This window comes from Pseudomonas shirazensis, from assembly GCF_050496565.1.
Lineage (GTDB): Bacteria > Pseudomonadota > Gammaproteobacteria > Pseudomonadales > Pseudomonadaceae > Aquipseudomonas > Aquipseudomonas shirazensis_A.
Genome location: NZ_JBNWAE010000001.1, coordinates 18,256 through 43,458, shown reverse-complemented (window position 1 = coordinate 43,458; position 25,203 = coordinate 18,256). Strand labels below are relative to the sequence as shown.

General features: G+C 65.1%; 17 protein-coding genes and 2 pseudogenes. 6 read left to right on the top strand and 13 right to left on the bottom strand.

Annotated features, from left to right (window positions below):
- Positions 1-7 precede the first annotated feature (7 nt).
- From hflK to ACQZ2L_RS00145, 6 genes and pseudogenes are all read left to right on the top strand, one after another.
- Positions 8-1,201 carry an FtsH protease activity modulator HflK gene (gene hflK / locus ACQZ2L_RS00170; RefSeq protein WP_101315911.1) on the top strand — a complete coding sequence of 398 codons (1,194 nt, stop codon included), beginning with the start codon at positions 8-10 and terminating at the stop codon, positions 1,199-1,201.
- Positions 1,201-2,070 (top strand): protease modulator HflC, encoded by an 870-nt coding sequence (hflC, locus tag ACQZ2L_RS00165; RefSeq protein ID WP_430324242.1) that lies wholly within the window; start codon positions 1,201-1,203, stop codon positions 2,068-2,070. The genes hflK and hflC overlap by 1 nt, the downstream gene beginning before the upstream one ends.
- Before the next feature lie 267 nt (positions 2,071-2,337).
- The gene (locus tag ACQZ2L_RS00160) at positions 2,338-3,525 is read left to right on the top strand and encodes an ATP phosphoribosyltransferase regulatory subunit (protein ID WP_101315915.1); all 1,188 of its coding nucleotides are present in this window, start codon (positions 2,338-2,340) and stop codon (positions 3,523-3,525) included.
- Between the two features lie 62 nt (positions 3,526-3,587).
- Positions 3,588-4,880, top strand: a complete 1,293-nt coding sequence (locus ACQZ2L_RS00155; RefSeq protein WP_103435853.1) for an adenylosuccinate synthase — start codon at positions 3,588-3,590, stop codon at positions 4,878-4,880.
- A gap of 518 nt (positions 4,881-5,398) precedes the next feature.
- A pseudogene (locus ACQZ2L_RS00150) lies at positions 5,399-6,091 on the top strand (methyl-accepting chemotaxis protein); the annotation flags it as partial.
- A 390-nt stretch (positions 6,092-6,481) separates the two neighbouring features.
- Positions 6,482-6,997 (top strand): annotated as a pseudogene (locus ACQZ2L_RS00145) (methyl-accepting chemotaxis protein); the annotation flags it as partial.
- A 227-nt stretch (positions 6,998-7,224) separates the two neighbouring features.
- On the opposite strand, the gene ACQZ2L_RS00140 reads toward ACQZ2L_RS00145, so the two are convergent.
- The 13 genes from ACQZ2L_RS00140 to ACQZ2L_RS00080 all read right to left on the bottom strand — a co-directional run bounded on the left by ACQZ2L_RS00140 (position 7,225) and on the right by ACQZ2L_RS00080 (position 25,201).
- On the bottom strand, positions 7,225-8,790 hold the full coding sequence (locus ACQZ2L_RS00140; RefSeq protein WP_430324241.1) for an ABC transporter permease: 1,566 nt from the start codon (positions 8,788-8,790) through the stop codon (positions 7,225-7,227).
- Entirely contained in the window at positions 8,790-9,803 is a 1,014-nt protein-coding gene (locus ACQZ2L_RS00135) for an extracellular solute-binding protein (protein ID WP_314876332.1), read from the bottom strand. Before ACQZ2L_RS00135 ends, ACQZ2L_RS00140 begins: the two co-directional genes overlap by 1 nt.
- A gap of 135 nt (positions 9,804-9,938) precedes the next feature.
- Positions 9,939-10,997, bottom strand: coding sequence for a glucuronyl hydrolase (locus tag ACQZ2L_RS00130; RefSeq protein ID WP_430324240.1), 1,059 nt, complete (start codon positions 10,995-10,997; stop codon positions 9,939-9,941).
- Entirely contained in the window at positions 10,981-12,159 is a 1,179-nt protein-coding gene (locus tag ACQZ2L_RS00125) for a CynX/NimT family MFS transporter (protein ID WP_430324239.1), read from the bottom strand. Before ACQZ2L_RS00125 ends, ACQZ2L_RS00130 begins: the two co-directional genes overlap by 17 nt.
- Complete coding sequence (locus ACQZ2L_RS00120) at positions 12,156-13,367, bottom strand: acyl-CoA dehydrogenase family protein (protein ID WP_430324238.1); 1,212 nt, start codon at positions 13,365-13,367, stop codon at positions 12,156-12,158. The genes ACQZ2L_RS00125 and ACQZ2L_RS00120 overlap by 4 nt, the downstream gene beginning before the upstream one ends.
- A gap of 3 nt (positions 13,368-13,370) precedes the next feature.
- Positions 13,371-15,020, bottom strand: coding sequence for a class I adenylate-forming enzyme family protein (locus tag ACQZ2L_RS00115; RefSeq protein ID WP_430324237.1), 1,650 nt, complete (start codon positions 15,018-15,020; stop codon positions 13,371-13,373).
- Entirely contained in the window at positions 15,017-16,825 is a 1,809-nt protein-coding gene (locus ACQZ2L_RS00110) for a CoA transferase (protein ID WP_430324236.1), read from the bottom strand. Before ACQZ2L_RS00110 ends, ACQZ2L_RS00115 begins: the two co-directional genes overlap by 4 nt.
- Positions 16,826-16,881: 56 nt before the next feature.
- A complete protein-coding gene (locus ACQZ2L_RS00105; RefSeq protein ID WP_430324235.1) occupies positions 16,882-17,154 on the bottom strand; it encodes a MoaD/ThiS family protein in 273 nt (90 codons plus the stop codon).
- Between the two features lie 54 nt (positions 17,155-17,208).
- Complete coding sequence (locus ACQZ2L_RS00100) at positions 17,209-17,619, bottom strand: Mov34/MPN/PAD-1 family protein (RefSeq protein ID WP_430324234.1); 411 nt, start codon at positions 17,617-17,619, stop codon at positions 17,209-17,211.
- A 10-nt stretch (positions 17,620-17,629) separates the two neighbouring features.
- Positions 17,630-18,805, bottom strand: a complete 1,176-nt coding sequence (gene moeB / locus ACQZ2L_RS00095) for a molybdopterin-synthase adenylyltransferase MoeB (protein WP_430324233.1) — start codon at positions 18,803-18,805, stop codon at positions 17,630-17,632.
- A gap of 224 nt (positions 18,806-19,029) precedes the next feature.
- Positions 19,030-21,549: an aminotransferase class III-fold pyridoxal phosphate-dependent enzyme gene (locus ACQZ2L_RS00090; protein WP_430324232.1), complete on the bottom strand. Its 2,520-nt coding sequence runs from the start codon at positions 21,547-21,549 to the stop codon at positions 19,030-19,032.
- Positions 21,549-23,924 carry a decarboxylase gene (locus ACQZ2L_RS00085; RefSeq protein WP_430324231.1) on the bottom strand — a complete coding sequence of 792 codons (2,376 nt, stop codon included), beginning with the start codon at positions 23,922-23,924 and terminating at the stop codon, positions 21,549-21,551. The genes ACQZ2L_RS00090 and ACQZ2L_RS00085 overlap by 1 nt, the downstream gene beginning before the upstream one ends.
- The gene (locus ACQZ2L_RS00080; protein WP_430324230.1) at positions 23,921-25,201 is read right to left on the bottom strand and encodes an MFS transporter; all 1,281 of its coding nucleotides are present in this window, start codon (positions 25,199-25,201) and stop codon (positions 23,921-23,923) included. The genes ACQZ2L_RS00085 and ACQZ2L_RS00080 overlap by 4 nt, the downstream gene beginning before the upstream one ends.
- Between the last annotated feature and the right edge of the window lie 2 nt (positions 25,202-25,203).

Sequence of the window (25,203 nt, the reverse complement as noted above, 5' to 3'; positions counted from 1 at the left end):
GAGCGCTATGGCTTGGAATGAGCCGGGTGGCAACTCGAAAGACCAGGATCCCTGGGGCGGTCGCCGTGGCGGCGGCGGCAGTGGTGGCGGTGGCGATAAAAAAGGCCCACCTGATCTCGACGAGGCCTTCCGCAAGCTGCAGGACAGCCTGAACGGCATGTTCGGTGGCGGCAAGAAACGCGGCGGTGGTGACCGCAATATCGGCAAGGGTGGCGGCTACGGCCTGCTGGGCATAGGCCTGGCGGTGTTGGCTGCGATCTGGCTGTACAGTGCCGTGTATGTGGTCGACGAGCAGGAGCAGGCGGTTGTGCTGCGCTTCGGCAAGTACTACGAGACCGTCGGTCCAGGCCTGAATATCTATTTCCCGCCGATCGATCGCAAGTACATGGAAAACGTGACGCGTGAGCGTGCGTACACCAAGCAGGGGCAGATGCTCACCGAAGACGAGAACATCGTTGAAGTGCCGCTGACTGTGCAGTACAAGATCACCAACCTGCAGGACTTCGTGCTCAACGTCGACCAGCCGGAAGTGAGCTTGCAGCATGCGACCGACAGTGCCCTGCGTCACGTGGTCGGCTCGACCTCGATGGACCAGGTGCTGACCGAAGGTCGTGAGCAGATGGCCGTGGACATCCGCGAGCGTCTGCAGCGTTTCCTCGACACTTACCGTACCGGTATCACCGTGACTCAGGTCAACGTACAGAGCGCGGCAGCCCCGCGTGAAGTGCAGGAAGCCTTCGACGACGTGATCCGTGCCCGTGAAGACGAGCAGCGTGCGCGCAACCAGGCCGAGTCCTACGCCAACGGCGTGGTGCCAGAGGCCCGTGGTCAGGCACAGCGCATCATCGAAGACGCCAACGGCTACCGCGATGAAGTGATTGCCCGCGCCAAGGGTGAGGCCGATCGCTTCACCAAGCTGGTCACCGAGTACCGCAAGGCGCCGGACGTAACCCGTCAGCGTCTGTACCTGGAGACCATGCAAGAGGTCTACAGCAATTCGAGCAAGGTCATGGTGGCAACCAAGGACGGGCAGAACAACCTGCTCTACCTGCCGCTGGACAAGATGGTCGAAGGCGGTCGCAACACGTCGGCTTCTGCCGGCAGCAGCAGCGCGTCGCCGTCGGTCAACGACGCAGCCGTGCGCGCAGCGCAGGACCTGCAACAGCAACAACAGGCGCTGCGTACTAGGGAGAGCCGCTGATGAGCAATAAATCGCTGATCGCCCTGATCGCCGCAGTCGTGCTGGCTGTCGTGGCCTGGAACAGCTTCTACATCGTGTCCCAGACCGAACGTGCGGTACTGCTGCAATTCGGTCGTGTGGTCCAGGCTGATGTTCAGCCCGGCCTGCATGTGAAGATCCCGTACGTCAACCAGGTGCGCAAGTTCGACGCGCGGCTGATGACCCTGGACGCACCGACGCAACGCTTCCTGACCCTGGAAAAGAAAGCGGTAATGGTCGACGCCTATGCCAAATGGCGGGTGAAAGACTCCGACCGCTTCTACACCGCAACTTCCGGCATGAAGCAGATTGCCGACGAGCGTCTGTCGCGTCGTCTGGAAAGCGGCCTGCGTGACCAGTTCGGTAAACGCACCCTGCACGAAGTGGTATCCGGTGAACGTGACGCACTGATGGCTGACATCACTGCATCGCTGAACCGCATGGCCAACAAGGAGCTGGGTATCGAAGTGGTCGACGTTCGCGTCAAGGCCATCGACCTGCCGAAGGAAGTCAACCGCAGCGTGTTCGATCGTATGAGCACCGAGCGTGAGCGTGAAGCCCGTGAGCACCGCGCCAAAGGTAACGAACTGGCCGAGGGTATCCGTGCGGATGCCGACCGTCAGCGTCGCGTACTGCTGGCCGAAGCCTATCGTGAATCCGAAGAAACCCGCGGTGATGGTGACGCTCAGGCGGCCGCCATCTACGCCAAGGCCTACAGCCAGGACGCGGATTTCTATTCGTTCCACCGTAGCCTGCAAGCGTACCGTGCGAGCTTCTCGAGCAAGAGCGACGTGCTGGTCCTGGATCCGAAGAACGAGTTCTTCCGGTACCTGGACAAGAGCCGGCCGTAAGCGACAAGGCCCCGCCTGGCAGGTAAAACTGCCGGCGGGGTGCATCCCGAAGGAAAAGGGGTGTATGATGAGTCAGCCGGGAAATTTCCCGGCTTTTTTGCGTCTGCAAGGTTGATTGGCTCGCATTGGGTCAGCCCGGCGCTAGTAATTCGAGGGTGTTGGTACGGCGGTAGCGCTGGGATTAGTGCTGCCTGCTGTTGTCTGCCAATGCCTGTATTCACGGCTCGCCCATGGGTTGGCCGCTCGGACCAAAGGGGAAAAGGCGTAATGGCAACGGTAGACCGCTGGCTGCTGCCAGATGGCATCGAGGAAGTACTGCCACCTGAAGCTGCGCGCATTGAAGTCGCGCGGCGGCAGGTGTTGGACCTGTTCCAGAGTTGGGGTTACGAACTGGTCGTTACTCCGCATATCGAGTACCTGGAATCGCTGCTCACCGGTGCCAGCCAGGACCTCGACCTGCATACCTTCAAGGTGGTCGACCCGCAGTCTGGTCGGCTGATGGGCTTCCGTGCCGACTTCACCCCGCAGGTAGCGCGCATCGACGCTCACACCCTGCGCCGTGAAGGTCCGAGCCGCCTGTGCTACGCCGGTAGCGTGCTGCATGCGCAGCCGCGCCAGCTGTCCACTTCGCGCAGCCCGATCCAGCTTGGCGCCGAGTTGTATGGCGATGCCAGCCCGACCAGCGATGTCGAAGTCATCAGCCTGATGCTGGCCATGCTGCGCCTGGCCGATGTGCCGGACGTGCACATGGACCTCGGCCACGTCGGTATCTACCGTGGCCTGGCGCGTGCTGCCGGGTTGTCCGGTGATGTCGAGCAGCAGCTGTTCGATGCGCTGCAGCGCAAGGCCCGCGACGAAGTGTACGCACTGACCGCTGACCTGCCGCAGGATCTGGGCGGCATGCTGCGTGCTCTGGTCGAGCTGTGCGGTGGCCGTGAAGTGCTGGCTCAGGCGCGTGTGCGTCTTGGCCGTGCCCCGGCCAGCGTGCTGGCTGCACTGGATGACCTGCTGGCGATCGCTGATCGGCTGGCAGCGCGCTTCCCGGAGCTGCCGCTGTACTTCGACCTCGGCGAGCTGCGCGGCTACAACTATCACACCGGTGTGGTGTTCGCGGTATTCGTGCCTGGGGTTGGTCAGTCGATCGCCCAGGGCGGTCGCTACGATGACATCGGTGCCGACTTTGGCCGGGCGCGCCCGGCCACTGGTTTCTCCACGGATTTGAAGACCCTGGTCACACTGGGGCGAGCGGAGGTCGTATTGCCTTCTGGCGGCATCTGGATGCCCGACAGCGGCGACGCGGCCCTCTGGCAGATGGTCTGCCAGTTGCGCAACGAGGGCCAGCGAGTGGTCCAGGCATTGCCTGGCCAGCCGCTGAGTGCTGCCCTCGAGGCGGATTGTGATCGGCAATTGATTCAGCAAGAAGGGCGTTGGCAGATCCTGCCTCTGACCCATTGAGACAGCTCGCGCGGCCCGCATCAGGGCCGGCAACCAAGTTTGCGTGAATGAGGACAAGTGTTATGGGTAAGAATGTCGTCGTCCTGGGCACCCAATGGGGTGATGAGGGCAAAGGCAAGATCGTTGATCTGCTGACCGAACATGCTGCCGCCGTAGTGCGCTACCAGGGCGGTCACAACGCCGGCCACACGCTGGTGATCAACGGTGAAAAAACCGTGCTGCACCTGATCCCGTCGGGCATCCTGCGCGAAGGCGTGCAGTGCCTGATCGGCAACGGTGTAGTGGTTGCACCGGACGCCTTGATGCGGGAAATCACCAAGCTCGAAGAGAAGGGCGTACCGGTCCGTGAGCGCCTGCGCATCAGCCCGGCTGCACCGCTGATCCTGTCCTACCACGTAGCACTGGACCAGGCTCGCGAGAAGGCCCGTGGCGAAGCCAAGATCGGTACCACCGGTCGTGGTATCGGCCCGGCCTACGAAGACAAGGTCGCTCGTCGTGGCCTGCGCATCGGTGACCTGTTCCACCGTGAGCGTTTCGCCGCCAAGCTCGGTGAGCTGCTGGACTACCACAACTTCCAGCTGGTCAATTACTACAAAGAGCCGGCCATCGACTTCCAGCAGACCCTGGACGAGTGCATGGCCTACGCCGAGCAGCTCAAGCCGATGATGCTCGATGTCACCGCCGAGCTGCACAACCTGCGTCGCGCCGGCAAGGACATCATGTTCGAAGGCGCCCAGGGCTCGCTGCTGGACATCGACCACGGTACCTACCCGTACGTGACCAGCTCCAACACCACCGCCGGCGGCATCTCCACCGGTTCCGGCGTTGGCCCGATGTACCTGGATTACATCCTCGGCATCACCAAGGCGTACACCACCCGTGTCGGTTCCGGTCCGTTCCCGACCGAGCTGTTCGACGACACTGGCGCGACCCTGGCCAAGCGTGGCCACGAGTTCGGCTCGACCACCGGCCGTGCCCGTCGTTGTGGCTGGTTCGATGCCGTCATCCTGCGTCGCGCCATCGACGTCAACAGCATCTCGGGCATCTGCCTGACCAAGCTGGACGTGCTCGACGGTCTTGAAACCATCAACATCTGTGTGGGTTACAAGAACGAGAACGGCGCGGTGCTCGAAGCGCCTTCCGACGCCGACAGCTACATCGGCCTGGAGCCGGTGTACGAAGAAATGCCAGGTTGGAGCGAGTCGACCCTGGGCGCCAAGACCCTCGAGGAGCTGCCAGAAGCGGCTCGCGCTTACATCAAGCGCATCGAGGAGCTGACCGGCGCGCCGATCGATATCATTTCGACCGGCCCGGATCGCAACGAGACCATCGTGCTGCGTCATCCGTTTGCCTGATTAGCCGCCAGGCTGATCCAGCGCCGCGTTCCTGCAAGGGAGCGCGGCGTTTTTATTGGTGGGTGTTTCTCGCCTGTGAATGAACTTGGCGTGTATGCCTGCTGCGACGGCACAACCCTTGCTGTAAGAATGCCCTTGTCGATGCCATCAAAATAGTGGCGCCAGAAACACGAGGGTTCACCGTGTCTGCCATTCTTTCATTGTTACGAAGCCGCCTGTTGCGGCCTGTGTTTGTTGCCTTGGGTATCGCCCTTTTGGTGCAGGTGCTGGTGGCTGTTGCGCTGACCCGGAGCACAGTGAGCGCCCTTGAGGCGAACCTGGGTGAGCGCCTGGGTAGCGATAGCCGCAAGCTTGCGGGCGAGCTTGAACTGGCCGGGCAAGATGTCCGCGCTGGCCTTGAAAGCCTCTCCAGCAGCACTCAGCAACGCTTGAGCAGCGGCTTGTCGACGCGTCTGCAAAGCGAGCAGCAGCAATTGCGCGCCACCCTCGAGAAGAACCTCAAGGACTCGGCCAACGACATGGCCGAGTTGCTCGCCTCGGTGGCCCCGCGGGCGATCTGGGACAACGACGTGCCGGTGCTCTCCGACTTCGCCCGGCGTGCCCAGCGCAATCCCAACGTTTTATTCGTGATCTATGACGATGCTCAGGGTCAGCACCTGACCCGTTACCTCAACCGGCAAAACCCGATCAACCAGGCGCTGATGGACAAGGGCGAAGGTGAGCGGGCGCTGGACAAAGTGCTCAACGCTGCGCGCAAGGACCCCTCGGTGTACTTCGTCGAAGCACCGATCAGCCCCAACGGCGCCGAGATCGGCAAGGTGCTGATGGGCGTTTCCACCGCATCCGTCGAGCAGGAGCTGAAGGCTCTCGATGAACGCTTCGCGGCATTGATCGGCAGCAGCGAGCAGCTGGTCGGCGACAGCCTTGGTGCGGCAGCCGCAGACAGCGGCAAGGCCCTGCGCGCGCGTCTGGAAGCCGCGCAGAACAGCGCCACCGCGATGCAGGCCAACACCGCCGAAACCGTGCGCGATGCGGCCGCCGAGCTGCGCTGGCGGATCGGCCTGGGCCTGGTACTGGTAGGGCTTGGCGTGCTGCTGGTGGTGGCAGTGGTGCTCGGCCGGCGCGTGGTCAACAAGCTGCGCCTGCTGATCGCGGCGCTCAATGATCTGGCTGCGGGCGACGGTGACTTGACCAAGCGGGTCAGCCTCGACAGCCGTGATGAAATCGGCGACATGGCGGCAGCGGTCAATCGCTTTGTCGACAAGCTGCAGCCGATCGTCCGCGAAGCGGGTGAAGTCGCCCAGCGCACCGGCGTCGAAATTGGCGTAATGACCCAGCGCAGCGCCGGTGCCGACGCGGCCGCAGCCTTGCAGCGTGACGCAGTGGCGGCCAGCTTGCGCGACCTGTCCGGCATGGCCGACGAAGCCCAAGCCGAGAGCCATGCGATGCAGGCCGCCCTGCAGCAGGTGGTCGATATCCGCCAGGCCACCGACGAAAACAGCCGCACCTCGACCCAGCTTGCCGGCTTGATCGAAAACCTCGCCGGGCAGGTCGATGCTGGCTCGCAGGTGATCGAGCGGCTGGCCAAGCAGAGTGAGCAGATCGAGGTGGTGCTGACGGTGATCCACGGCATTGCCGAGCAAACCAACCTGCTTGCCCTCAACGCGGCCATTGAAGCTGCCCGCGCCGGTGAGACCGGGCGTGGCTTTGCGGTGGTGGCCGACGAGGTGCGGGCGCTGGCGAGCAAGACCCAGAGTTCGACTGGGGACATTCAGGCGCATATCGTTGCCCTGCAGCAAGGCGCCAAGCAGGCGGTGGCGACTATCAGCCAGGCCGGGCGCCAGGCCAGCGAAGGCTTGCTGGTGCTGCGCGATAACGAGCGCCGCCAGCAATCGGTGCAGGCCGCAGTCGAGCAGGTGCATGCAGCGATTGGCCTGGCGACCCGCGCTGCCGAGCAGCAGGCGCACGGTGCACAAGCGGTGCGCGGCAGGGTCGAGACGATTCATGCCCAGGCCGAGCGCTCGGCCGAGGTGGTGATGCAGACGACCGCCAGCGGCAAGGTACTGGATGATCTGGCGTCGCAGTTGCGCGCCAGCCTGGGCCAGTTCCGCGCATAAGAGTCAGGGTTCTGAAATTGTATTCGTTGTCAGATCGTCGGGGCCGCTACGCGCCCCTTTCGCGACACAAGGCCGCTCCTACCCCGACCGCGTCCGCCCAGATTGTCGCGGCCTCTGTAGGAGCGGCCTTGTGTCGCGAAAGGGGCGCGCAGCGGCCCCGACGATCTCACGACAAGCGCAATTTCATAAAACCTTGAAAGGGCCGCATGCGCAGCCCCTTGCCTGTCTCAGGCCCGGTTCAGATACATCCGCGTGGTCAGCAGATACACCGGCAGGCCCGACACCACAATCAACAGCGCTGCATAGGGCGCCGCGGCAGCGAACTCGACGTTGGCGGTGTGTGCCCACACTTCAGTTGCCAGGGTAGTCATCCCGGTCGGGCTGAGCAGCAGAGTCGCGGTCAGCTCCTTCATGGCATCCAGGAACACCAGCGCAAATGCTGCTGCCAGCGCCGGGAAGATGATCGGCAGAGTGACCCGGCAAAACGCGCTGAAGCTGCTTGCGCCCAAGGTCCGGGCCGCCTCTTCAAGCGTTGGCGAGGCCTTGTTCAGCGCCGTGCGCACCGGTGCTTGGGCCAGTGGCAGGAACAGCAAGGCATAGGCTAGCAGCAACAGCGCCGTGGTCTGGTAAAGCGCTGGCACGTAGTGCAGAGCGAAGAACACCAGCGTCAGCGCGATCACCAGGCCCGGCAGTGCATGCAGCAGGTACGGCAGGCGCTCGGCCCAGATCGCCAGGCGACCCTTGTAGCGCACTACCAGGAAACTGATCGGCAGTGCCAGCACGACGCAGAACCCGGCGCCGCCCAGCGATACCGAGAGCGAGGTGAGCAGCGCTTGGCTGATCTCGCCCACAGGAAACGCTGCCGACGAGCCGACACTCAGCCAGTAGCCGAGCATCGCCAGTGGAATACCACTACCCAGCACCGCCAACGCCAGGCAGAACAACTGGCCCACAGCCGTGAAGCCGCCCAGCTTGATCGGCTGCGCGCGCCGCGCCACACCCTGGCCAATGCGCACATGGCGCGCCTTGCCGCGCACGCGTAGCTCCAGCGTGAGCATGATCAGGCACAGCGCCAGCAGCACCGCCGAGAGCATCGCCGCGTTGGCGTTGCTGAACTCCAGTTCGAACTGCTGATAGATCGCCGTGGTGAAGGTCTGCAGGCCAAGAATCGACAGGGCGCCGAACTCGACCAGCATGTGCAGCGCGATCAGCAAGGCGCCGCCGAGCATCGCCGGCCACAGCAGCGGCAGGGTGACCTTGCGGTACACCCCCCAGCGGCTGCAGCCGAGGGTCCTTGCCGACTCTTCCAGTGAGCTGTCGACATTGCGCAAGGTCGCCGCAACCGGCAAGAAGATCAGCGGGTACTTGGACAGCGCCATGACCATGATTGCCCCACCGAGGCCCTCGAAGTCCGAGCTCAGCGACACCCAGGTAAAGCTGCTGACAAACGACGGCACGGCAAACGGCAGACACAGCACCACGCCCCACATGCGCCGCCCCGGCAGGTCGCTGCGCTCGAGCAGCCAGGCCAGTGCCAGACCGAGCACCATGCACACCGCGGTTACGCCGACCATAAGTAGCAGGGTATTGCGCAGCAAGCCCCAGACGAACGGCCGCCAAAGCAGATGCAACGCCTCCTGCCAGCCGGCTTCCCAGGCTTTCATGGCGACGTACAGCAACGGCAGCAAGCTCATCGCTACCAGAAACAGAACCGGCAGCAGCACCCAGATCGACGGGCGCTTGCGGCGAGGCACGAAACGCGCCTGGGCCGCTTGGGGCAGGGCGGCAGTCATCAGAGCAGACCAACCTCACGTTCCAGCTCCAGCGCTTCCTCGGCATTGCCCAGGTCGGCGGGGGTGATCTTCGGTGGGCGCAGCTCATCGAATGGCTTCAGGCCGCGGTCCGAGACCATGCCTTTGTGCAGCGGGTATTCCGCGGTGGTCTGGGTGATCACACGCTGGCCTTCTTCGCTGGCCATCCAGTTGAGCAGTGCCTGGGCTTCTTTTGGGTGCTTGCTGGCTTTCACAGCGGCAGCGCCCGAGATGGTCACCAGGCCACCGGCATCGCCATCGGCCAGGTAGTACAGCTTGGAATCAAGCTTGCCGCGCTCGCGCTCAAGCGCGTACCAGTAATAGTTGTTGACCAGCACCGCGGCGACTTCGCCTTTTTCCACAGCCTTCAACGCGACCATGTTGTTGGTGTAGGTCTTGCCGAACGCCTTGAGGCCAGTCAGCCATTCTTCGGCGGCTTCACGGCCATGCATTTTCAGGATGGCGACCGCCTGCTCCTGGAACGCGCCGCTGGTAGGCACGAAGCCGATGCGGCCGTCCCACTCAGGGTCGGCGAAATCCATGACCGATTGCGGCAGGTCTTTTTCGTCGATTTTTTTCGGGTTGAACACCACCACGCGGGTGCGCGCAGTCACGCCCATCCAGGTGCCGTTGCTGGCCACGTATTCCTTGGGCAGCATATTCAGGGTGGCGTCATCGATCTTGGCCAGCAGGCCGAGCTCGCCGAGGTTGTTCAGCGGTGGCGACTCTTCGGTATAGATGACATCGGCGGGCGAGCGGTCGCCTTCTTCGATGATCTGGCTGGCCAGCTGATTGCTGCTGCCCTTGCGGATATTGATATGGATGCCGGTCTTGGCCTCGTAGGCCTTGGCGATGGCTTCGCCGATTTCCTTGTGCTGACCGTTGTACAGGGTCAGGCTGACCGGCGCGTCTGCCATGGCGGCCGGTGCGCCAATCACCAGGCTCAGAACAGCGGCGGCCAGGGTGCGCATCAGCGGTTGCGGACGGATCGTCATGCGGGTACTTCCTCGCTTACGGCTACATATTTGGAAACAATGGTAAACGAAATCGTTTCTCATGTGGCCGCGTGACGAGAAATTCATGGGCGGTCCAGGTGCTGACCAGCACTGCGCGCCCCCCTGCGGCGCCACTCACCAGCCGGCAATGCCGCCGCGTAGGGCCAACACCTGGTCCTGAGCGATCAGCGCTTCGAGCAGAAAGTACGTCGCACAGGCTGATTCGACCAATTGGTCCTGATCTGGGCCGACCCGGTAAAAGTGGCCGACGAAGCAGCCCTGCTGCACCGGCGCGGACAGCAGCGCGGCAAGCTGCTGGCAGGCCAGTTCACGCCAGTGGTTCAGCCCCGGCAGGCACTGCCACAGGCGCAGCAGCGCCAGCGACGCGATCGCTATCGCGCAGGGGTCTGCCTCTTCAGCCTTGAGCGTGCCCTGGCCGGCAGCCTGGCCCCAGCGCCGGATCCAGAACTCGCAAGCCTCGCGTGCTGGCTCGGCATAAGCTCCACCATACAAACCGACCGCTTCTGCCAGGCCGAGCATGGCCCAGGCCTGCCCGCGCGCCCACTGCCCGGCCGGGCCCTGGACAACACTGCCATCGGCCTGCCAGCGGGCATGGCTGGCCCAGGCGCCAGAAGCGGTGCGCAACGTGCGCAGGCACAACTGCAGATGGCTGCGGGCCATGGCCATCTGCTCGGCATCGCGCTGCAGGTGCATCAGCGCCAGGGTCGGTGCCAAGGCGTCGATATCCAGGCTCAGTTGGCCTTTGTCGCCTGCGCCCATGCCGGAGCCCAGCGGCCAGCCGCCGAGGTCCGGGCGATAATCCCTGGCCAGCGCGTCTGCGGCGCGGCAAGCCATCTGGCGTGCGTCGTCGGCTGCGCTCAGGCGGCCGCCAAGCGCCGCGCCGTACCAGAACACGAAGCTGCGATTGACGCTCGGCTCGTCTACTTGAGCGGCCAGTTGCCGACACCAGAACGAGGCCCGGTCGAAGTCTTCACTCAGCTCCGTGAGCGCTGCACGGCGCCACCACAGCGCCGCCCAGAAGCCGCCAAGCCAGGAACCCCGGCGCGACAGCTTCCACTGTTTTTCCCGCGCCAGGCGGTACAGCGGAAATTGCTCGCCGCACTGGCGTGAAACCGCCTCCACTTGCTTGAGCAGTGCGTTGATCGTGGCCTGGCGTTTACGCTGTTCCGGCATGCTTGCAGGCCTCCTCGGCACGGCGCGCACGGTACAGGCTGCGGCACAGCGCAGCCCCTGCGCAGAGGGCGAAGAGCAACAACGACCAGGCTGCAGAGAAGCCACCTGGCTGGCGCAGCAGCAAGCCGAACAGCGGCGGGCCGAGCGCGATTCCGCCAAAGAAGCCCAGCGACAGCATGCCCGCGCTGCTTGCTGCAGCGCCGAAACGGGGGTCGCGCAACAACATGCTCATCGCCACCGCGTTGCTCGCCACCAGGCTCAGGCCCATACCGCTGACGCCGGCCCACAGCGGCCAGTGGCGACCTGCTGCGGCCTGCTGCATGACCAGCAACGTGGCCAGGGCAAACAGGAACAGCCCGCCCAGCAGCACAGTTTCATCCTTGAGCCGCGCGGCCAATGGGGTCAACAGCAAGCGCGAAAGGATGCCCATCAGACCAAACACACTGACCATCAGGCCGATGGCGCCAGCATCGACGCCAAGGCTGTTGGCATACACTCCGAAATAGCTGATGAAACCCGACAGGCACAGCCCTGCGCAGGCCTGAATCGCCATCAGCCGCAGCAGCCAGCCGTTGGCCCTGGTCAGGCGCAGCGGCGGTTTCGGCCCAGCCGCCGGCGCCGCTATGCGTAACGGCACCAGCAGCGCCAGCACTACTGCCAGCGGCACCCAGCAGGCCAGTGCCAGACGCCAGCCGAGCCAGGCGCTGAGGGGCGGCAACGCCAGCCCGGCAATCAGTGCCGATGCCTGCACGCCAGCCTGTTTGAGGCCCACCAGCGAGGCCTTGGGCGCATTGGCAGCAAGGGCGATGGCCTGGTTGGTGGCGGGGTTGGCCAGTGCCTGGGCAATGCCGCAGAACAGCAGCGCGATGACCACGCCGGTGAAGCCAGGCAGCACCGCCATCAGGCTGAACGACAGCGCCACCAGCAGGAACAGCGCCATCAGGCCTGCGCGCGAACCGATCCTTTGCACCAGCGTGCCAGCCCACGGCGACAGCACTGCTGCCAGGCCAAAGGCACTGGTGGTCAGCCAGCCCAACTGATCCCGGCCGATATCGAGTTCGGCGATCAATTGCGGGCCGAGCACGCCGAGGGCGTAGAACACCATCATCGGCAGGCCCATGGCGCAGATCAACAGAACGGCCAGTGGCGCGTGCTTGCTCATGGCGCCACCTTGGCCAGATTCAGCGAAGGCGAGCGGCAATCGAAGACCCGGCCTGGCGCGGTAGCGCTGAGCAGGTCGCGGCCGAGGTTGCTGATCAGTGCATCGTCGGTGCCGTCAAGGATGTGGGTACTGCGCGCACAGCGGTAGATTCCCGACAAAGGCGACAAGTCACTCAGCCCCTCGGCGCCCATGATCTGCACTGCCGAATCGACTGCCGTGGACAATGCCTCGGATGCCGCCAGCTTGGCCAGGTTGACCTCGATGGCATTGGCCTGGCCGCAATCGAACTTGTCTGCAGCATCTTCGAGCAGGCCACGGGCCGCAGCGATATCGCGAAACACCCGGTAGACCCGTGCGCGCACCAGTTGCTTGTCGGCCAACCGCGCCAGCTCGCCACGGGGCGAATGCACCCGCGCGCAGAGGTCGTCGAAGCAGCGCTGGGCCAGGCCCAGCCAATGCGCGGCGCGCAGCAGGCGGCCAAGGCCGAGCCGGCGTTGCATCAGCGCGATGCCCTGGCCGGCTTCGCCGAGCACATGCTCAGGCTCGACGCGCACGTCCTTGAACAGCAATTCGCCCTGGCCTTGCTGGCGCCCGAGCAGGGCCAGCGGGCGCACCCACTCAAAGCCTGGGCTGTCGCTGGCGACCAGCAGCATCGACAGCGACTGCTGCAGCGGGCCATCGGCCGTGCGCGCGATGACGGTGGCAAAGTCGGCCCGACCGGCCCGGCAGATGAACCACTTGCGGGCGTTCAGCGTCCAGTGATCGCCCTGCCACTGGGCGCGGCTGGTCAGGGTTGCCGGGATCGAGCCGATGCTGTCCGGCTCTGACATGGCGTAGCAAGGTACCTGCTCACCCCGCAGCAAGGGCAGCAGGTAGCGCTCGCGCAACTCGGCGTTGGCATGGCGGCTGAGCATGTAGGCGTCGAGGCTGGCGTCACCGCCGAGAATTGCCGGAGCGAACTCGCTGCGGCCTTCTTCTGCGGCGATGGGCAGATACTCGCGCAAGGTCAGCGGCCGGCGGCCATCGGCGTGCGGGTAAAAATTACCGAACACGCCGGCGGCCTTGGCCTGCTCCTGCAGAGTAGCTGCGAGCGCGCCCGCAGCACTATCGCAGGCGCCAAGAACAAGCTCGTGCGGCAGAATGTGTTGCTCGACGAAACAGCGCACGCGTTGCGCCAGTTGCAGGTTAGCGTCAGGGTTGATCGGCATGGCTCAGCCCACCTGCCGTGCGGGTTCGGCAAGCCCGGCGGCGTCGGCGGCCAGGGCGCGCTTGTCGATCTTGCCGGCGGGGGTCAGCGGCAGGTGACGGTAGAAGCGCAGGTACTCGGGCAGTTTGTTGACCTCCAGGCCCTGCTCGCGCAAAAAGCTGCTGATATCGGCCAGGGCGAAGCGCTGGGCACCCTCGCGCAGGGTCACGCACAGGCACACGCGTTGCCCCAGGTCAGGGTCCGGCACCGCCACGCAAGCCACGGTGACCACATCGGGGTGAGCCATCACCAGGCCTTCGATCTGCACCGGGCTGATATTGGCGCCGCCGCGGATGATGATGTCTTTCTTGCGCCCGGCCAGCACCAGGTAGCCCTGGGGGTCGATAAAGCCGAGGTCACCCGTCTTGACCCAGCCCTCGGCGTCTCGGTAGCGCTCGTCGAGCTCGGGGGCGTTGACGTACTGCATCGGGCTCAGCGGCCCGCGTGCGGTGATTTCGCCGACATCGCCTTGGGGCAGCTCGTGACCGAGGTCGTCGACGATGCGGATTTCACACACCGCCGGGTTCGGTTTGCCGACACTGCCCAGCACCACCTCGATGGGGTCGTCGAGGGTGTTGTGGCAGTTCACGCCGTCGGCCGAGCCATACAGGCTGATGAAGCCGCAGCCGAAGTTTTCCGTGCAGCGCAGCACCGTCGCTTCATCGATCAGTGAGCCACCACAGATCAATCCGCGTAGGCTCGACTTGTCGATGTTGGCCAGGGCCGGGTCGGCGGCAATCCGTTGGAGCATGGTCGGCACGCCGAGAATGAAGCTTGGGCGTAGTTGCTCGATCGCCTTGATCGCCTCGGCGACGTCGAAGCGGGGCAGCACCACCAGTGATCCGCCCAGCCAGCTCAGTACACCAAAGGTTGCGGTCGAGCCGAATGACGAACCCAGCGGCACCAGGTACAGCCCGCGGAACGCCGCGCCGTCGTCGCTGATACGTTGCAAGAAGCGGCCGCGGCCGCCGACCAGCGCATTGTGTGAATAGGCCACCAGCTTGGGTTCGGACTCGGTGCCGGATGACACCAGCAAGCGTACCGGCGAGTCTGGGCAGACTGCGGGCAGGCTGGTCAAGGCCAATGGCGGCTCGGCGAGCAGCGCGTCGAGGGTCGACCAGCCGGAGCGCGCAGGGCCATCGACGATCAATACCCGCAAGGACAACAGGGTCGGGCGCAGCGACTCGATCACTTCGCACAGGTCGATGTCGGCATAACTCTGCGGCACGATCACCGCGCGCGCGTCGCAGCGGCGCACCATGGCCTGGATGTCGAGCTTGCCGCGCCCAGGTGGGAACGGCGCGACAATCGCGCCCAGCGCGGCTACCGCCAGGTCGATGGCACAGCAACGCCAGCTGTTGCTCAGCTGATAGGCGACCACGTCACCGGCGACGATGCCCGCCTGGCGCAGGCTGTTGGCCAGGCGCAGGGCGGCATCGAGTAGCGCGGCATAGCTGATGTTGCCCTCTGGCGAGAGTACGGCAGCTTTGTCAGGCGCTTGCGCGACCCGCACGCGGAACAGGCTGAACACATCCTGATTGGGGTAGCTGCCGTCTTCAGCCCAGCGACGGCGGGTGTGCAAAGGGACCAGGTCGATGATGCCGGCAGTATTCATGTGAAACTCCACGGAGATTGGACAGATCGATAGGCGCGTTGGCCCAGGCTTGGCGCCAGGCGCGGGTCGGCGGCGAGTACGGCAAGGTCTTGATGGGCAATGCTGGCGGGGACGCCGGCCTGCTGGCAGGCATCCAGCCAGTCTTCGCTGCGGGCGTCAGCCAACAGCTGCGGCAGGTGCCGCGGCTCAGGCTCGGCCCCCAGTAACTGGGTCAGGGCCTGGTATTGCTGGCGGGTCTGGCAGTCGATCGCGAGCAAGCCATCGCCAGTGGCGAACACGCCTTGCAGCAGGCTTGGTGCAAGCGCGCCGCTGTCGCGGTCGAGCAGCAGGTCGGCAGCGCCCAGCAGCGAGCTGTGCAACTGGCTGCCGTGGCCGTGTAGCTCACGTTCGAGCAGCGCGGCGCAGATGCCTTGGGCGCTGATCACTCCGCCGAGCACATCGAGTGCGGTAAACAGCGTGCCGCCCCCTGTGCCGGAGGCGCTGGCAATGCGTCCTGCCACGCCTGACCAGGCTTGCACGGTGAAGTCGGTGCCTGGCGCGTCGACCTGCGCCGCACCCCAGCCACCGGCATAGGCGTGCACCAGAGACGGCTGGCTGGCATGCAGGTCGGCCGCATCCAGTGCCAGCTCGGCAGCCTTGCCCGGCGCCCAGTTGTGCAGGAACACGTCGGCCTCGGCGCACAGTGCATGGATCTGGGCACGGCCGTGCGCCGACTTGATGTCCACTTCAATCACATGCTTGCGATGGTTGAGGGCATCGAAGCGTACCGAGCAACCGTCGGCGCAGGGCGGCATGTTGCGTAGTGGATCGCCGCCTGGCGGCTCGAGGCGGATCACTTCGGCGCCGAGCAGTGTCAGTAGATGGCCGGCCAGTGGGCCCTGGATCCGGCGGCACGACTCCAGCACCCGAATGCCTTGCAGCGGCAGCGTGGCGGGTACCTGACGTGAGCCGGGTACGCCGGCAGGGCCGTGCTGCAAGTCCCAAGGCGCAGCCGCGCTGGCCGGGTAATCGGCATCGCTGTAGCGCTGCGCCGGGCTGCGCAGTTCCACCAGCGCCACGCCGCAGTCTGCTGCCAGTGCCTGAATGCGCGTCAGCGGCAGTTGCGCCAGGGCGTCCAGGCACTCGGCCGGCATCGGCGCGACAGCACGGGCATAGCGCAACAGAAACTGCTGCCAGGCCCGACCGGCAATCGCATCGCTGACCTGCAACGCAGTCCAGAAACGGCGCCACGGTTGGCTGTCGAGGGTTTCCAGTTCGAACAGCACACCTTCGGCGGAGACGAACGGCGGCCTGGCGAGCGCGTCATCCTGGCCTGGCAGCAGCTGCTCAGCCTCATCGCCGGCAGTTGCGCCAGCCAGGTACTGGCCGATGCTGAGCAGGGCGCCGCCAGCCGGGGCCAGGCTGACATCAGTGAAATTACCGCCGCGCAGTTGGCCTACGGCGGCGGCCAGGCTGCCTTGCCAGGCCAGAGCGGCGTTGATGCTGGCGAGATAATTCACGCCCAGAGCCTGCGGCCTGCCACTGGCGCGGCCGTGCACCGACATGAGACCACAGGCGGCCTGGAGCGTGAACTCGGTAGACAACTCCAGAGGCAAGGCGGGCAAGCCCACCAGGCGTGTCTGGAGCGGACGTAGATCGGAATGCAGCAGTTGCAGCGCCGGGCTGTCAGGCTCGGCCTGGCTGTCCTGGTGGCGCAGGCCCAGGCACTCACCCTGGCGCGCCAGTGCCGCGCTCAGGCTCTGCCACGCGGGCAGGCAGGCGCCGCTGCGCCAGGCGAAGCCGCCTTGTTGCAGAATACGGGACATGTGGGGGTTACCTTGGAGTTGGGCGATGGTGCCGGGAACTGCGAGTCGGACAGATTTCAGCCGCCGGCCACGGCCGGCAGCACGGTCAGGCGGTCGCCTGCGGCAATCGCCGTGGCGAGGCCGTCGGCAAAACGGATGTCGTCATCGTTGACGTAGATATTGACGAAGCGGTGTACCTGATCGTCGTGCACCAGGCGCGCCTTGATGCCTGGGTAGCGTTGCTCGAGCTGGTCGATCAGCTGGCGCACTGTCTCGCCCTGCGCTTCGACCTTTTTCTGGCCTTCGGTGAGGGGGCGCAGCAGGGTTGGAACCATGACTGAAACCGACATGTGATTCTCCTTGAAAGGGTGCTGTAGGGTCAGCCATTGGCTGGCTGACCGGATTCATTCCTGGATGGCCAGGTGTTCTTCGAAAACCCGCCCGGCAACGATGCGAAAGCTGCGCAGTGCGTGCCTGGCGCCGGGCCAGGTCGAGACGATCAGGTAATGCAGCTCAGGGTCGCTGGCGTGGGCGATGTCATCGCGGCTCGGCCAGGCTTCGCTGGCCGTGTGCGAGTGGTAGATCACCCGGCATTCCTCATCGCGCTCGTCGAGTTCGCTCCAGACCCGCAGTTGCTCGCGCGAATCGAAGCTGAACCAGGTCGGCGAGGCCGCCTGATTGCGCATCGCGACAACGCGATGGGCCAGCGCCGAGCCACTGGTGGCAGCGACCAGGCCGCACGCCTCGAGCGGGTGTTCGGCAACGGCCTGGCGGCGGATCTGCTCCAGCGCCTCGCGGGTAATGCACAGTGGCATGGCCGCGCCCTCAGTAGCTCGGCAGCGCCGGGTCGACTTCTCGCACCCAGGCCAGTACGCCGCCGTCAAGATTGCGCACCTTGTCCAGCCCCAGCTTGCGCAGGTCACTGGACACCGCCTGCGCGCGCACCCCTGATTTGCAGGTGACCACCAGCTCGGTGTCGCGGCCAAAACGCTCGACGATCTGCGCGGCCAGCTCGGCGGTCTTGGGCATCAGCAGGGCGCCATCGATATGCACGATGTCCCACTCGGTCTGTTCGCGCACGTCGATGATCACCGGTGCCTTGCCGGCGTCCTTGAGCGACTTCAGCTGCAGGCTGCTGATCAGCGGCACGCTGTAGTCGTGGTCGGGCTTTGCCTGACCAAGCCCGCAGAACGCCTGGTAGTCGCTCAGGGCGGTGACCGCCTGGCGATCGCGCAGCGGTCGGATGCGCAGTTCGCGATAGCTCATCTCCAGCGCGTCGTAGACCATCAGGCGGCCCAGCAGCGGCTCGCCGATACCGGTCAGCAGCTTGATCGCCTCGGTGCTCATGATTGATGCGATGGCTGCGCAGAGCACGCCGAGCACGCCGCCTTCGGCGCAGGAAGGTGCCAGCTCGGGCGGTGGAGGCTCTGGATACAGGTCGCGATAGTTGAGGCCACGGCCGTCCGGGGCATCCTCCCAGAACACCGAAGCCTGGCCTTCGAAGCGGAAGATCGAACCCCACACGTACGGCTTGTTGGCGAGGATGCAGGCATCGTTGACCAGATAGCGCGTGGCAAAGTTATCGGTGCCATCAAGGATCAGGTCGTAGCGCGAGAACAGCTCCACCGCCATCTCCGGTTCGAGCCGGTCATTGTGGGCAATGAACTTGACCAACGGGTTGAGCGGGGCAACCGCCTGGCGGGCGCTCTCGACCTTGAGCTCGCCGATGCTGTCGACGGTGTGGATCACCTGGCGCTGCAGGTTGGATTCGTCGACCCGGTCGAAATCGATCACGCCCAGCGTGCCAATGCCGGCAGCAGCCAGGTAGAGCAGGGTCGGTGAACCCAGGCCGCCGGCACCGATCACTAGTACCTTGGCGTTTTTCAAGCGGCGCTGGCCGATCACACCGAGGTTGGGGATCAGTAGATGACGGCTGTAGCGGTTGATTTCTTCACGCGTGAGCTCGGCACCGGGCTCGACCAGCGGCGGTAGGGTGGTCATATCGCTTTCTTCCATTCAGTAGATACGAACTGGAACCATTTTCAATTGTGCTGGAGGTGGATTCAATCCACTGGAGGAGGGGTTTCGTATGAGTCCGCGTGAAAAACCTATGCAGGGCGCTGGCCGCTACAACCTGCGGGTTTACCGAGACCCCGGACCGCCGCAAAGAACTGCCTGGCGGCCCTCTGCGGCGTGGTACAAATCCCAGGGCCGCTACGCTCGACTCAAGACTCGAAAGTCGCCAGATCCGCGCAGCTGCTGGCAAACGCCTGCAAGAAACCGTCGGCCTCAGCCATGCTCAAGACCAGCGGCGGCTGAATGCGCATGACCCGGTTGTTGTTGGCGGTGACGAAGGTGAGGATGCCGTGCTCCTCGGAAAGCTTGGTCATCAGGCGCAGCACGAACATGTCTTCCAGGCTCTGCTCAAGCTCGAGCATGGCCGCCTGCAGGTGCTGGCGAGCCTTGCTCGAAAGCATGCGGTAGGTTGCCGCCGGCTGTCCCGGAATTCGACCTGCCATCTCCTTGACCAGCGCCTCGATGGCGCCGCTCATGTCGTTGTGAAACTCGATCGCCAGCATCAGCCCGCGACCGCGCACCGCCTTGATGAACGGGTAGCGGGCGGCCACCTGCTGCAAGCCTTGCTGCAGGTGCGCGCCGACTCGCGCGGCATTGCCGGTGAGATCCTCCTGTTCGTGCACATCCAGCGCCGCCAGTGCTGCGGCCGCAGCGAAGTTGTTGCCGCCGAAGGTCGAGGTGTGCAGGGCGAAGGTGTCGATATCGCCATAGGCGCGGCGCCACACCGCCGCGTTCGCCAGCGTCGCGCCAATCGGGATAAGGCCGCCGGAGAGCGACTTGGACAGCACCATGATGTCTGGCGCAGTGGCCTCCCAGTCGCAGGCGAAGCGCTTGCCGGTGCGGCCCAGGCCGGTCTGGATCTCGTCGAGGACCCACAGGCAGTCGAACTCGTCGCACAGCGCCCGGACCCCGGCCAGATAGCCCTCCGGCGGCAGAATCACCCCCCCTTCACCTTGAATCGGTTCACAGATGAACGCCGCGACGTCACCCTTGGCCAACCGTTCGCGCAGTGCCGGCAGGTCACCGAACGGCAGGCTGTCGCAACGCGGCAACAGCGGTTCGAACGGCGTGCGGTGCTTGGCTCGGCCGGTCACCGACAGCGCCCCGAGGGTCTTGCCGTGGTAGCCATTGTCGCAATACACCACGCAGCGCTTGTCGCTGGCGGCCAGGGCCAGCTTGAGCGCGGCCTCGACCGCCTCGGTGCCGGAGTTGCTGAAAAACACCCGGCGCAAATCGCCGGGCGCGAGTTCGGCCAGGCGCTTGGCCAGCAGGCTGGTGTGCAGCGGCGCCGACGAGTACTGGATGAAGGTCGGGAACTGCTCTTGCAGGTAACGCTGCAAGGCCTGGCTGATTGCCGGATGGTTGTGGCCGGCATTCAGGCAGCCGTAGCCGGCAACGAAGTCCAGGTAGCGGCGCCCGTCCAGGTCGGTCAGCCAGCAGCCTTCGCCGTGGCTGAACACCCGCTCGATGTGGTTGAAGCGGTAGAACTCGCGTAGCACCGGGTTGATGTGCTCGCCAAAGCTGTTGAGCACTTCACGGCGCAAGCTCAGTGGATCCTCGCGGCTGTCACTGGCGCGCACCGGCCGCTGGCCGTGATGGTGGCGACGCAGACGAGCAAAGTCATCGACACCGAGCGATTCGCCGTCGCTGGCCATCGGCGACGGCGTGAAGCCGTGACGTGCGGCGATCTCTCCGATTTCCAGCACCTTGGCCACCGGCAGCTCGCGACCGATCGAGAACGCTTCGGCGCGGCCTTCGAGGGCGAGGATAATGGTTTCGGCCAGGCAGCCGTTCATGCTGCGTTTGGCTTCCAGGCCCATCGTGCGCATGCCCAGATGCACCGCCTGGCTGGCCGAGACCAGGCCGCCGTCGACCAGCAGAACGTCGCTGCGGGCATGGGCGACGTCGATGACGTCCTTGGGCAGCGCAGCGTCGATCACGATTGAGCCTGGCAGCAGCCGACGCGGGTCGATCAGGCCACCGCTGGAGGTTGCTGCCACGTAGAAACGCACATTCGCATAGCAGTCCTCGACGCTGTCATGCAGGCTGACCTGGGCGTGGTAGCGGGCGGGCAGGAACTCCAGCTGGGCCTGTGCCTGGCGCGGGCTGCCGCGGTGCACCAGGCGCAATCGGCAGCCTTGCTCGGCAAGCAGGCGTGCCACTGCCAGGGCGATCGAGCCGGGATAGCCGAGGATCGCCACTTCGGCGTTTTCGGCGGCCACGCCGACCAGCTCGAGGCTGTCCAGCAGGTTGATGTAGGCGGCATAGGCAGTCAGCGAATTGCCGGTGGTAACCGCTACCTCGGCCTGCTCCATGGTGGCTACGCCACGGTTGCCGACAATCGCTGTGAAGCCGCCCAGGCCAACCAGATCGGCGCCTTCGGCCTTGAGCGCATTGACCCCTTGCAGCACCCGTTCGGCGATGGCGCGGGGCTGGCGCAGCATCTGCTCGGCGGTCAATGGCATGAACTGGAGGATCCCCGAACACTCGGCACCGCTGGCGCTGACGATGCGGCCGAACTCGACAAACGGCACCAGGTTGCGTTGGCGCCAACGTGCGCTGTCGTAGCCCCAGGCTTGTTCGCCCAGCGTCCGTTCGAGCATATCGACCAGCTTGACCTGATGCAGCAGGCCGGTGGAGGTGGGGTGAGCAATGAATCCGAATTTCATCAGAGGGTCTCTGTGTTGAGGCGGCTCCAGGCTGTTTCGGAGACCAGGCTCAAGCCATCGCCCTCCGAATTGTGGCCAAGCCAGACGTCGAAGAAGTTGAGCCGGCCAGGGGTGGTGAGGGCCTGGCGCAGGGTGGTTGGGCAGAACTGCAGGAGGCGGGCGTGGCACACGCTGATCGGGCCGAAGGTGTGCTCCTGCCAGAGAGGGCCATCGGCGACCGGCACGTTGACCTGAGCGGCACCGTGGCAGGCGTAGCGTTTGTCCAGGTAGGTCTGGATCATCGACAGCACGCCGTTGGCCAGGTACATCACGGTAACGTTGCGTTGGCTGCCATCGGCGCTGCTGGCCAGCGATGTGGCCAGGCGTTGTTCGATGTCCGGCACCAGTGCCCGCGCACCGTCGCCGATGAATGCCAGCACATGCTGGCGGTTGTTGACGGCGATGTAGGGCAGCGACATCAGTGCGTCGCCCATCAGCGCCCGGCCGTACCAACCGGAAAAGCCAGCGTCGGTGCGGGGCAGGTTGCGCATCGCCGAGATGCTGCAACGGCCGACGTCATATACGCCGGTGTAGCGATAACCGTCGGCTTCGATCAGTTCGGCCAGCAGTTGGCCGAGCTTGTGGAAGAAGTAGTTCGGCGTCATCGGCAAGGTTTCGATCTGGTCGCTTGGCAGCGCCTCGCGGGTGCGCTGCAGCTGTTGCAGGCGCTCGCGCCGGGCTGTTAGCAGCGCTGGCGGGACTGCCAGATGCTGTTCCAGATAATCAAGCAAGGTGGTCAGCGGCAACTCCACCGCCAGCTCGGTGAAAGGCGCGATGTGCTCGCGGCGACGGTTGACCTGGGCGATGTGGAACAGGCGCTTGAGGCGGCCTTCGGAGTAAGGCGTGGCCGACTGGTCGATCTTGCTTTTGATGAAAAACAGCCACGGTTTGCCCTGCTCGGCTTCGGGCTGTTCGAGGAAGGCATGCATGCGCCGGCTGAAGCCGTACATCGACAGTGGGCCGAGGTAGTTGAGCACCGGCTCCTGATCGGCATAGGCGGTGACGCTGCCAGGCGCGATGATGCTGTCGGCCAGGGCGATGCCGCTGCGCTGGGCCAGGGCCATGACCCGCTGGCGCTCGCTGTCGGTCAGCCGGCCGCACTGCCAGAGGATCCGCGCGGGTTCGTGGTTGAGTACATCGAGCACCTGGTCCAGGGCCGCCTGTTGGTCAGGCCCAAGCGATTGTGCAGGCGCCGCCGCAGGTGCCAGGTGTTGCTGTGGGCCGCTGTCCACCCGCGACTCGAGTACCGCCTGGGTAGCGAACAGGAAGGTCGGCGCGGGTTGCCCGTCAAGCGCGGCAAACGCAGCCTCGACGCAGCTGCGTGATTGCTCCGGGCGCTGGATGAAATGCTGCCACAGGCCGCGTGCGGCAATTACCTGATGACCGTCGTTGTCGTTGTCCAGGGTGCCCTGGAAAGCGTACCAGACGCTTGCCGCCGAGTCGGCGCAGATCACCAGCCCTGGAGCACCGGCACGCTTGAGGTTGGCCAGCGTGCCGCGCATCTCGTCAAGCATCCCTGAGGTCATCACGATCACGTAGGCGCGTTGGTACAGTTGCCAGCCGGCCATGGCGCTGACGGCCAGGGCGTGCTCGTTGCTGGCGGTATGGAAACCACAGCCACTGCCCTTGAGCAGCGCGCCCATGGAGTCGATGAAGCCTGCGACCATGGAACCGGTGAAGAAGTGGCAGTCCCATTGCCCGGCCCAGCGGGCGTCCATGCGCTGCTGGATATCCCGCGCCAGTGCCACCGGCTCATTCGATTGCAGCGTGGTCCGGGCCAGCAGGCGGTTGAAGTAGGCGTGTTCGAGGTGATCGACAAACAGCCGCAACAGATCGGCCCGGCGCAGTGCCTGGTCGGCCTGGGGCACCCGCACCAAGCGGTTGCCGCCAAGTCGGTTGAGCCAGTGGCCGAGGTCGTCTGCGCTACACAACAGCAGCGCTGAGCTGGGCGAGCGTTTGGCCTGGGGTTGGGCTGCGAGCAGCTCGAGCAGCGGGTCGCTGGCCGGTTGCAGTGCCAGCTGGCGCGTGTCGAACAGCACATAGTCGCTGTCGTTGGCCTGGTCGCTGTGCAAGGCCGAGCGCGCCGCGCCGGCATTGCCGAACACCTGCAGATCCAGATACAGGCCGTGGCTTTGCGCATGCTCGCGAACATACGCCTGAGCCTGTTCGGCGACCAGGCGGTACAAGCATTGCGGGCCGCTGTCCGGCAATGACTGGCTGGTGGCGGGAGTTTCGTGGCCCAGCCAGTGGTTGAGCCGATCCAGTACAGCTTGTACATCTTCACGCAGCGCGGTGTCGCCGCTGACCAGACAGATGCCGACGGTGCGCTGCTTCATGCTTTGCCCTCACTGATGCGGGGTGCCAGGCTAGCTGCGCTGCTACGTTCGCTCGCGAGCACAGCAGCGGTGCTGCCGGCGATGCTGTGGCGTACCCGCCAGGCCAGCAGCAGCGCCATCAGCAGGCCTGCGCTGAGGCAGGCGAGCATGCCGTGTTGGCCCAGCCGATCGAGCAGCAGCCCGGCGGCAACCGGCACAGCCAGGCGGCTGATGACGAACAGGCTGGACTGCAGGCCGTAGTCGCTGGCGGTGCTGCTGCGGCGGCTGAAACAAAGGGTCAAGCCGAACATCAGTGCGGATACAGCGCCCATGCTCGCCGCGAGTAGCAGCACGCTGGCGGTCAGCCACGCTGGCCCCAGCCGCAGCCATACGCTGACGGTCAACAGCAGCAACGCCAGCAGGGCGGCGAGCAGGTAGTACAGAATCGCCCGGGCCGTGCCAAGCACCGGTATCAGCCGGCCAAACAGCAGGCTCGATACGGCGCCCGTGGCGCCGCCGACGATTCCCACCAGCCAGGCGACCTGTTCCATGGCCATGCCCTGATCGAGCATCAACGGCTTGAGGTACAGCCAGGCGGCGCCGATGAACGGGAACGCGCTGAGCAATACCCAGCTCCACTGGCGGGCGCCGGGCTGGGCGAAGAAACTCATCCAGTCGGCGACCAGGCCGGCTGGCTCGACAGTTTCGCTGGCGGCCAGCTGAGGCCATTTGCGCAACAGCAGCAATGGCAGCAGGCCCAGCAGCAGGGCGGCGGCCATGAACAGAAACGGTGCCAGCCAGCCCAGCCGAGCCTGGACCAGCAACATCGCACCGCCACCGATGATTGCGCCGATGAACAACGCCGCCGAACGAATGCTGCCAGCGCGCAGCTGTTCGCTGCGTGGCAGCCACTGCACGGCCAGGGCGTTCAGCGGGATGTCCATCCAGGTGGCGATGATGCTGATGGCGAAGGTCATGGCGAACAGCGGTAGGCGCTGCTCGATCAGATTCTGTCGGCCAATCAACCAGTACAGGACCAGCAGCACGGCGCCGAGCAGCAGCATCCAGTGCACCATATGGCCTTTGCCCAGGCGCACCCGCTGGACCGGTACGGCGAGCAGGAACTTGAACACTGCCGGCAGCCCGGCCAGTTGAAACAGGCCGATTTCGGTGCCGCTCCAGCCGTACTGGCGCATTACCAGCGGCATGCCGAACATCAGGTAGATGCTGGGCACCGCCAGTGCCAGGTTGAGCCAGCCAAACAACAGTTGCAGGCCGGCGATTCGAGTGCGGTTCATCA

Excerpts from the sequence above, each read along its gene's own strand:
- hflK (WP_101315911.1), top strand. The coding sequence starts at position 8 with ATGGCTTGGAATGAGCCGGGTGGCAACTCGAAAGACCAGGATCCCTGG.
- hflC (WP_430324242.1), top strand. The coding sequence starts at position 1,201 with ATGAGCAATAAATCGCTGATCGCCCTGATCGCCGCAGTCGTGCTGGCT.
- ACQZ2L_RS00160 (WP_101315915.1), top strand. The coding sequence starts at position 2,338 with ATGGCAACGGTAGACCGCTGGCTGCTGCCAGATGGCATCGAGGAAGTA.
- ACQZ2L_RS00155 (WP_103435853.1), top strand. The coding sequence starts at position 3,588 with ATGGGTAAGAATGTCGTCGTCCTGGGCACCCAATGGGGTGATGAGGGC.
- ACQZ2L_RS00140 (WP_430324241.1), bottom strand. The coding sequence starts at position 8,790 with ATGACTGCCGCCCTGCCCCAAGCGGCCCAGGCGCGTTTCGTGCCTCGC.
- ACQZ2L_RS00135 (WP_314876332.1), bottom strand. The coding sequence starts at position 9,803 with ATGACGATCCGTCCGCAACCGCTGATGCGCACCCTGGCCGCCGCTGTT.
- ACQZ2L_RS00130 (WP_430324240.1), bottom strand. The coding sequence starts at position 10,997 with ATGCCGGAACAGCGTAAACGCCAGGCCACGATCAACGCACTGCTCAAG.
- ACQZ2L_RS00125 (WP_430324239.1), bottom strand. The coding sequence starts at position 12,159 with ATGAGCAAGCACGCGCCACTGGCCGTTCTGTTGATCTGCGCCATGGGC.
- ACQZ2L_RS00120 (WP_430324238.1), bottom strand. The coding sequence starts at position 13,367 with ATGCCGATCAACCCTGACGCTAACCTGCAACTGGCGCAACGCGTGCGC.
- ACQZ2L_RS00115 (WP_430324237.1), bottom strand. The coding sequence starts at position 15,020 with ATGAATACTGCCGGCATCATCGACCTGGTCCCTTTGCACACCCGCCGT.
- ACQZ2L_RS00110 (WP_430324236.1), bottom strand. The coding sequence starts at position 16,825 with ATGTCCCGTATTCTGCAACAAGGCGGCTTCGCCTGGCGCAGCGGCGCC.
- ACQZ2L_RS00105 (WP_430324235.1), bottom strand. The coding sequence starts at position 17,154 with ATGTCGGTTTCAGTCATGGTTCCAACCCTGCTGCGCCCCCTCACCGAA.
- ACQZ2L_RS00100 (WP_430324234.1), bottom strand. The coding sequence starts at position 17,619 with ATGCCACTGTGCATTACCCGCGAGGCGCTGGAGCAGATCCGCCGCCAG.
- moeB (WP_430324233.1), bottom strand. The coding sequence starts at position 18,805 with ATGACCACCCTACCGCCGCTGGTCGAGCCCGGTGCCGAGCTCACGCGT.
- ACQZ2L_RS00090 (WP_430324232.1), bottom strand. The coding sequence starts at position 21,549 with ATGAAATTCGGATTCATTGCTCACCCCACCTCCACCGGCCTGCTGCAT.
- ACQZ2L_RS00085 (WP_430324231.1), bottom strand. The coding sequence starts at position 23,924 with ATGAAGCAGCGCACCGTCGGCATCTGTCTGGTCAGCGGCGACACCGCG.
- ACQZ2L_RS00080 (WP_430324230.1), bottom strand. The coding sequence starts at position 25,201 with ATGAACCGCACTCGAATCGCCGGCCTGCAACTGTTGTTTGGCTGGCTC.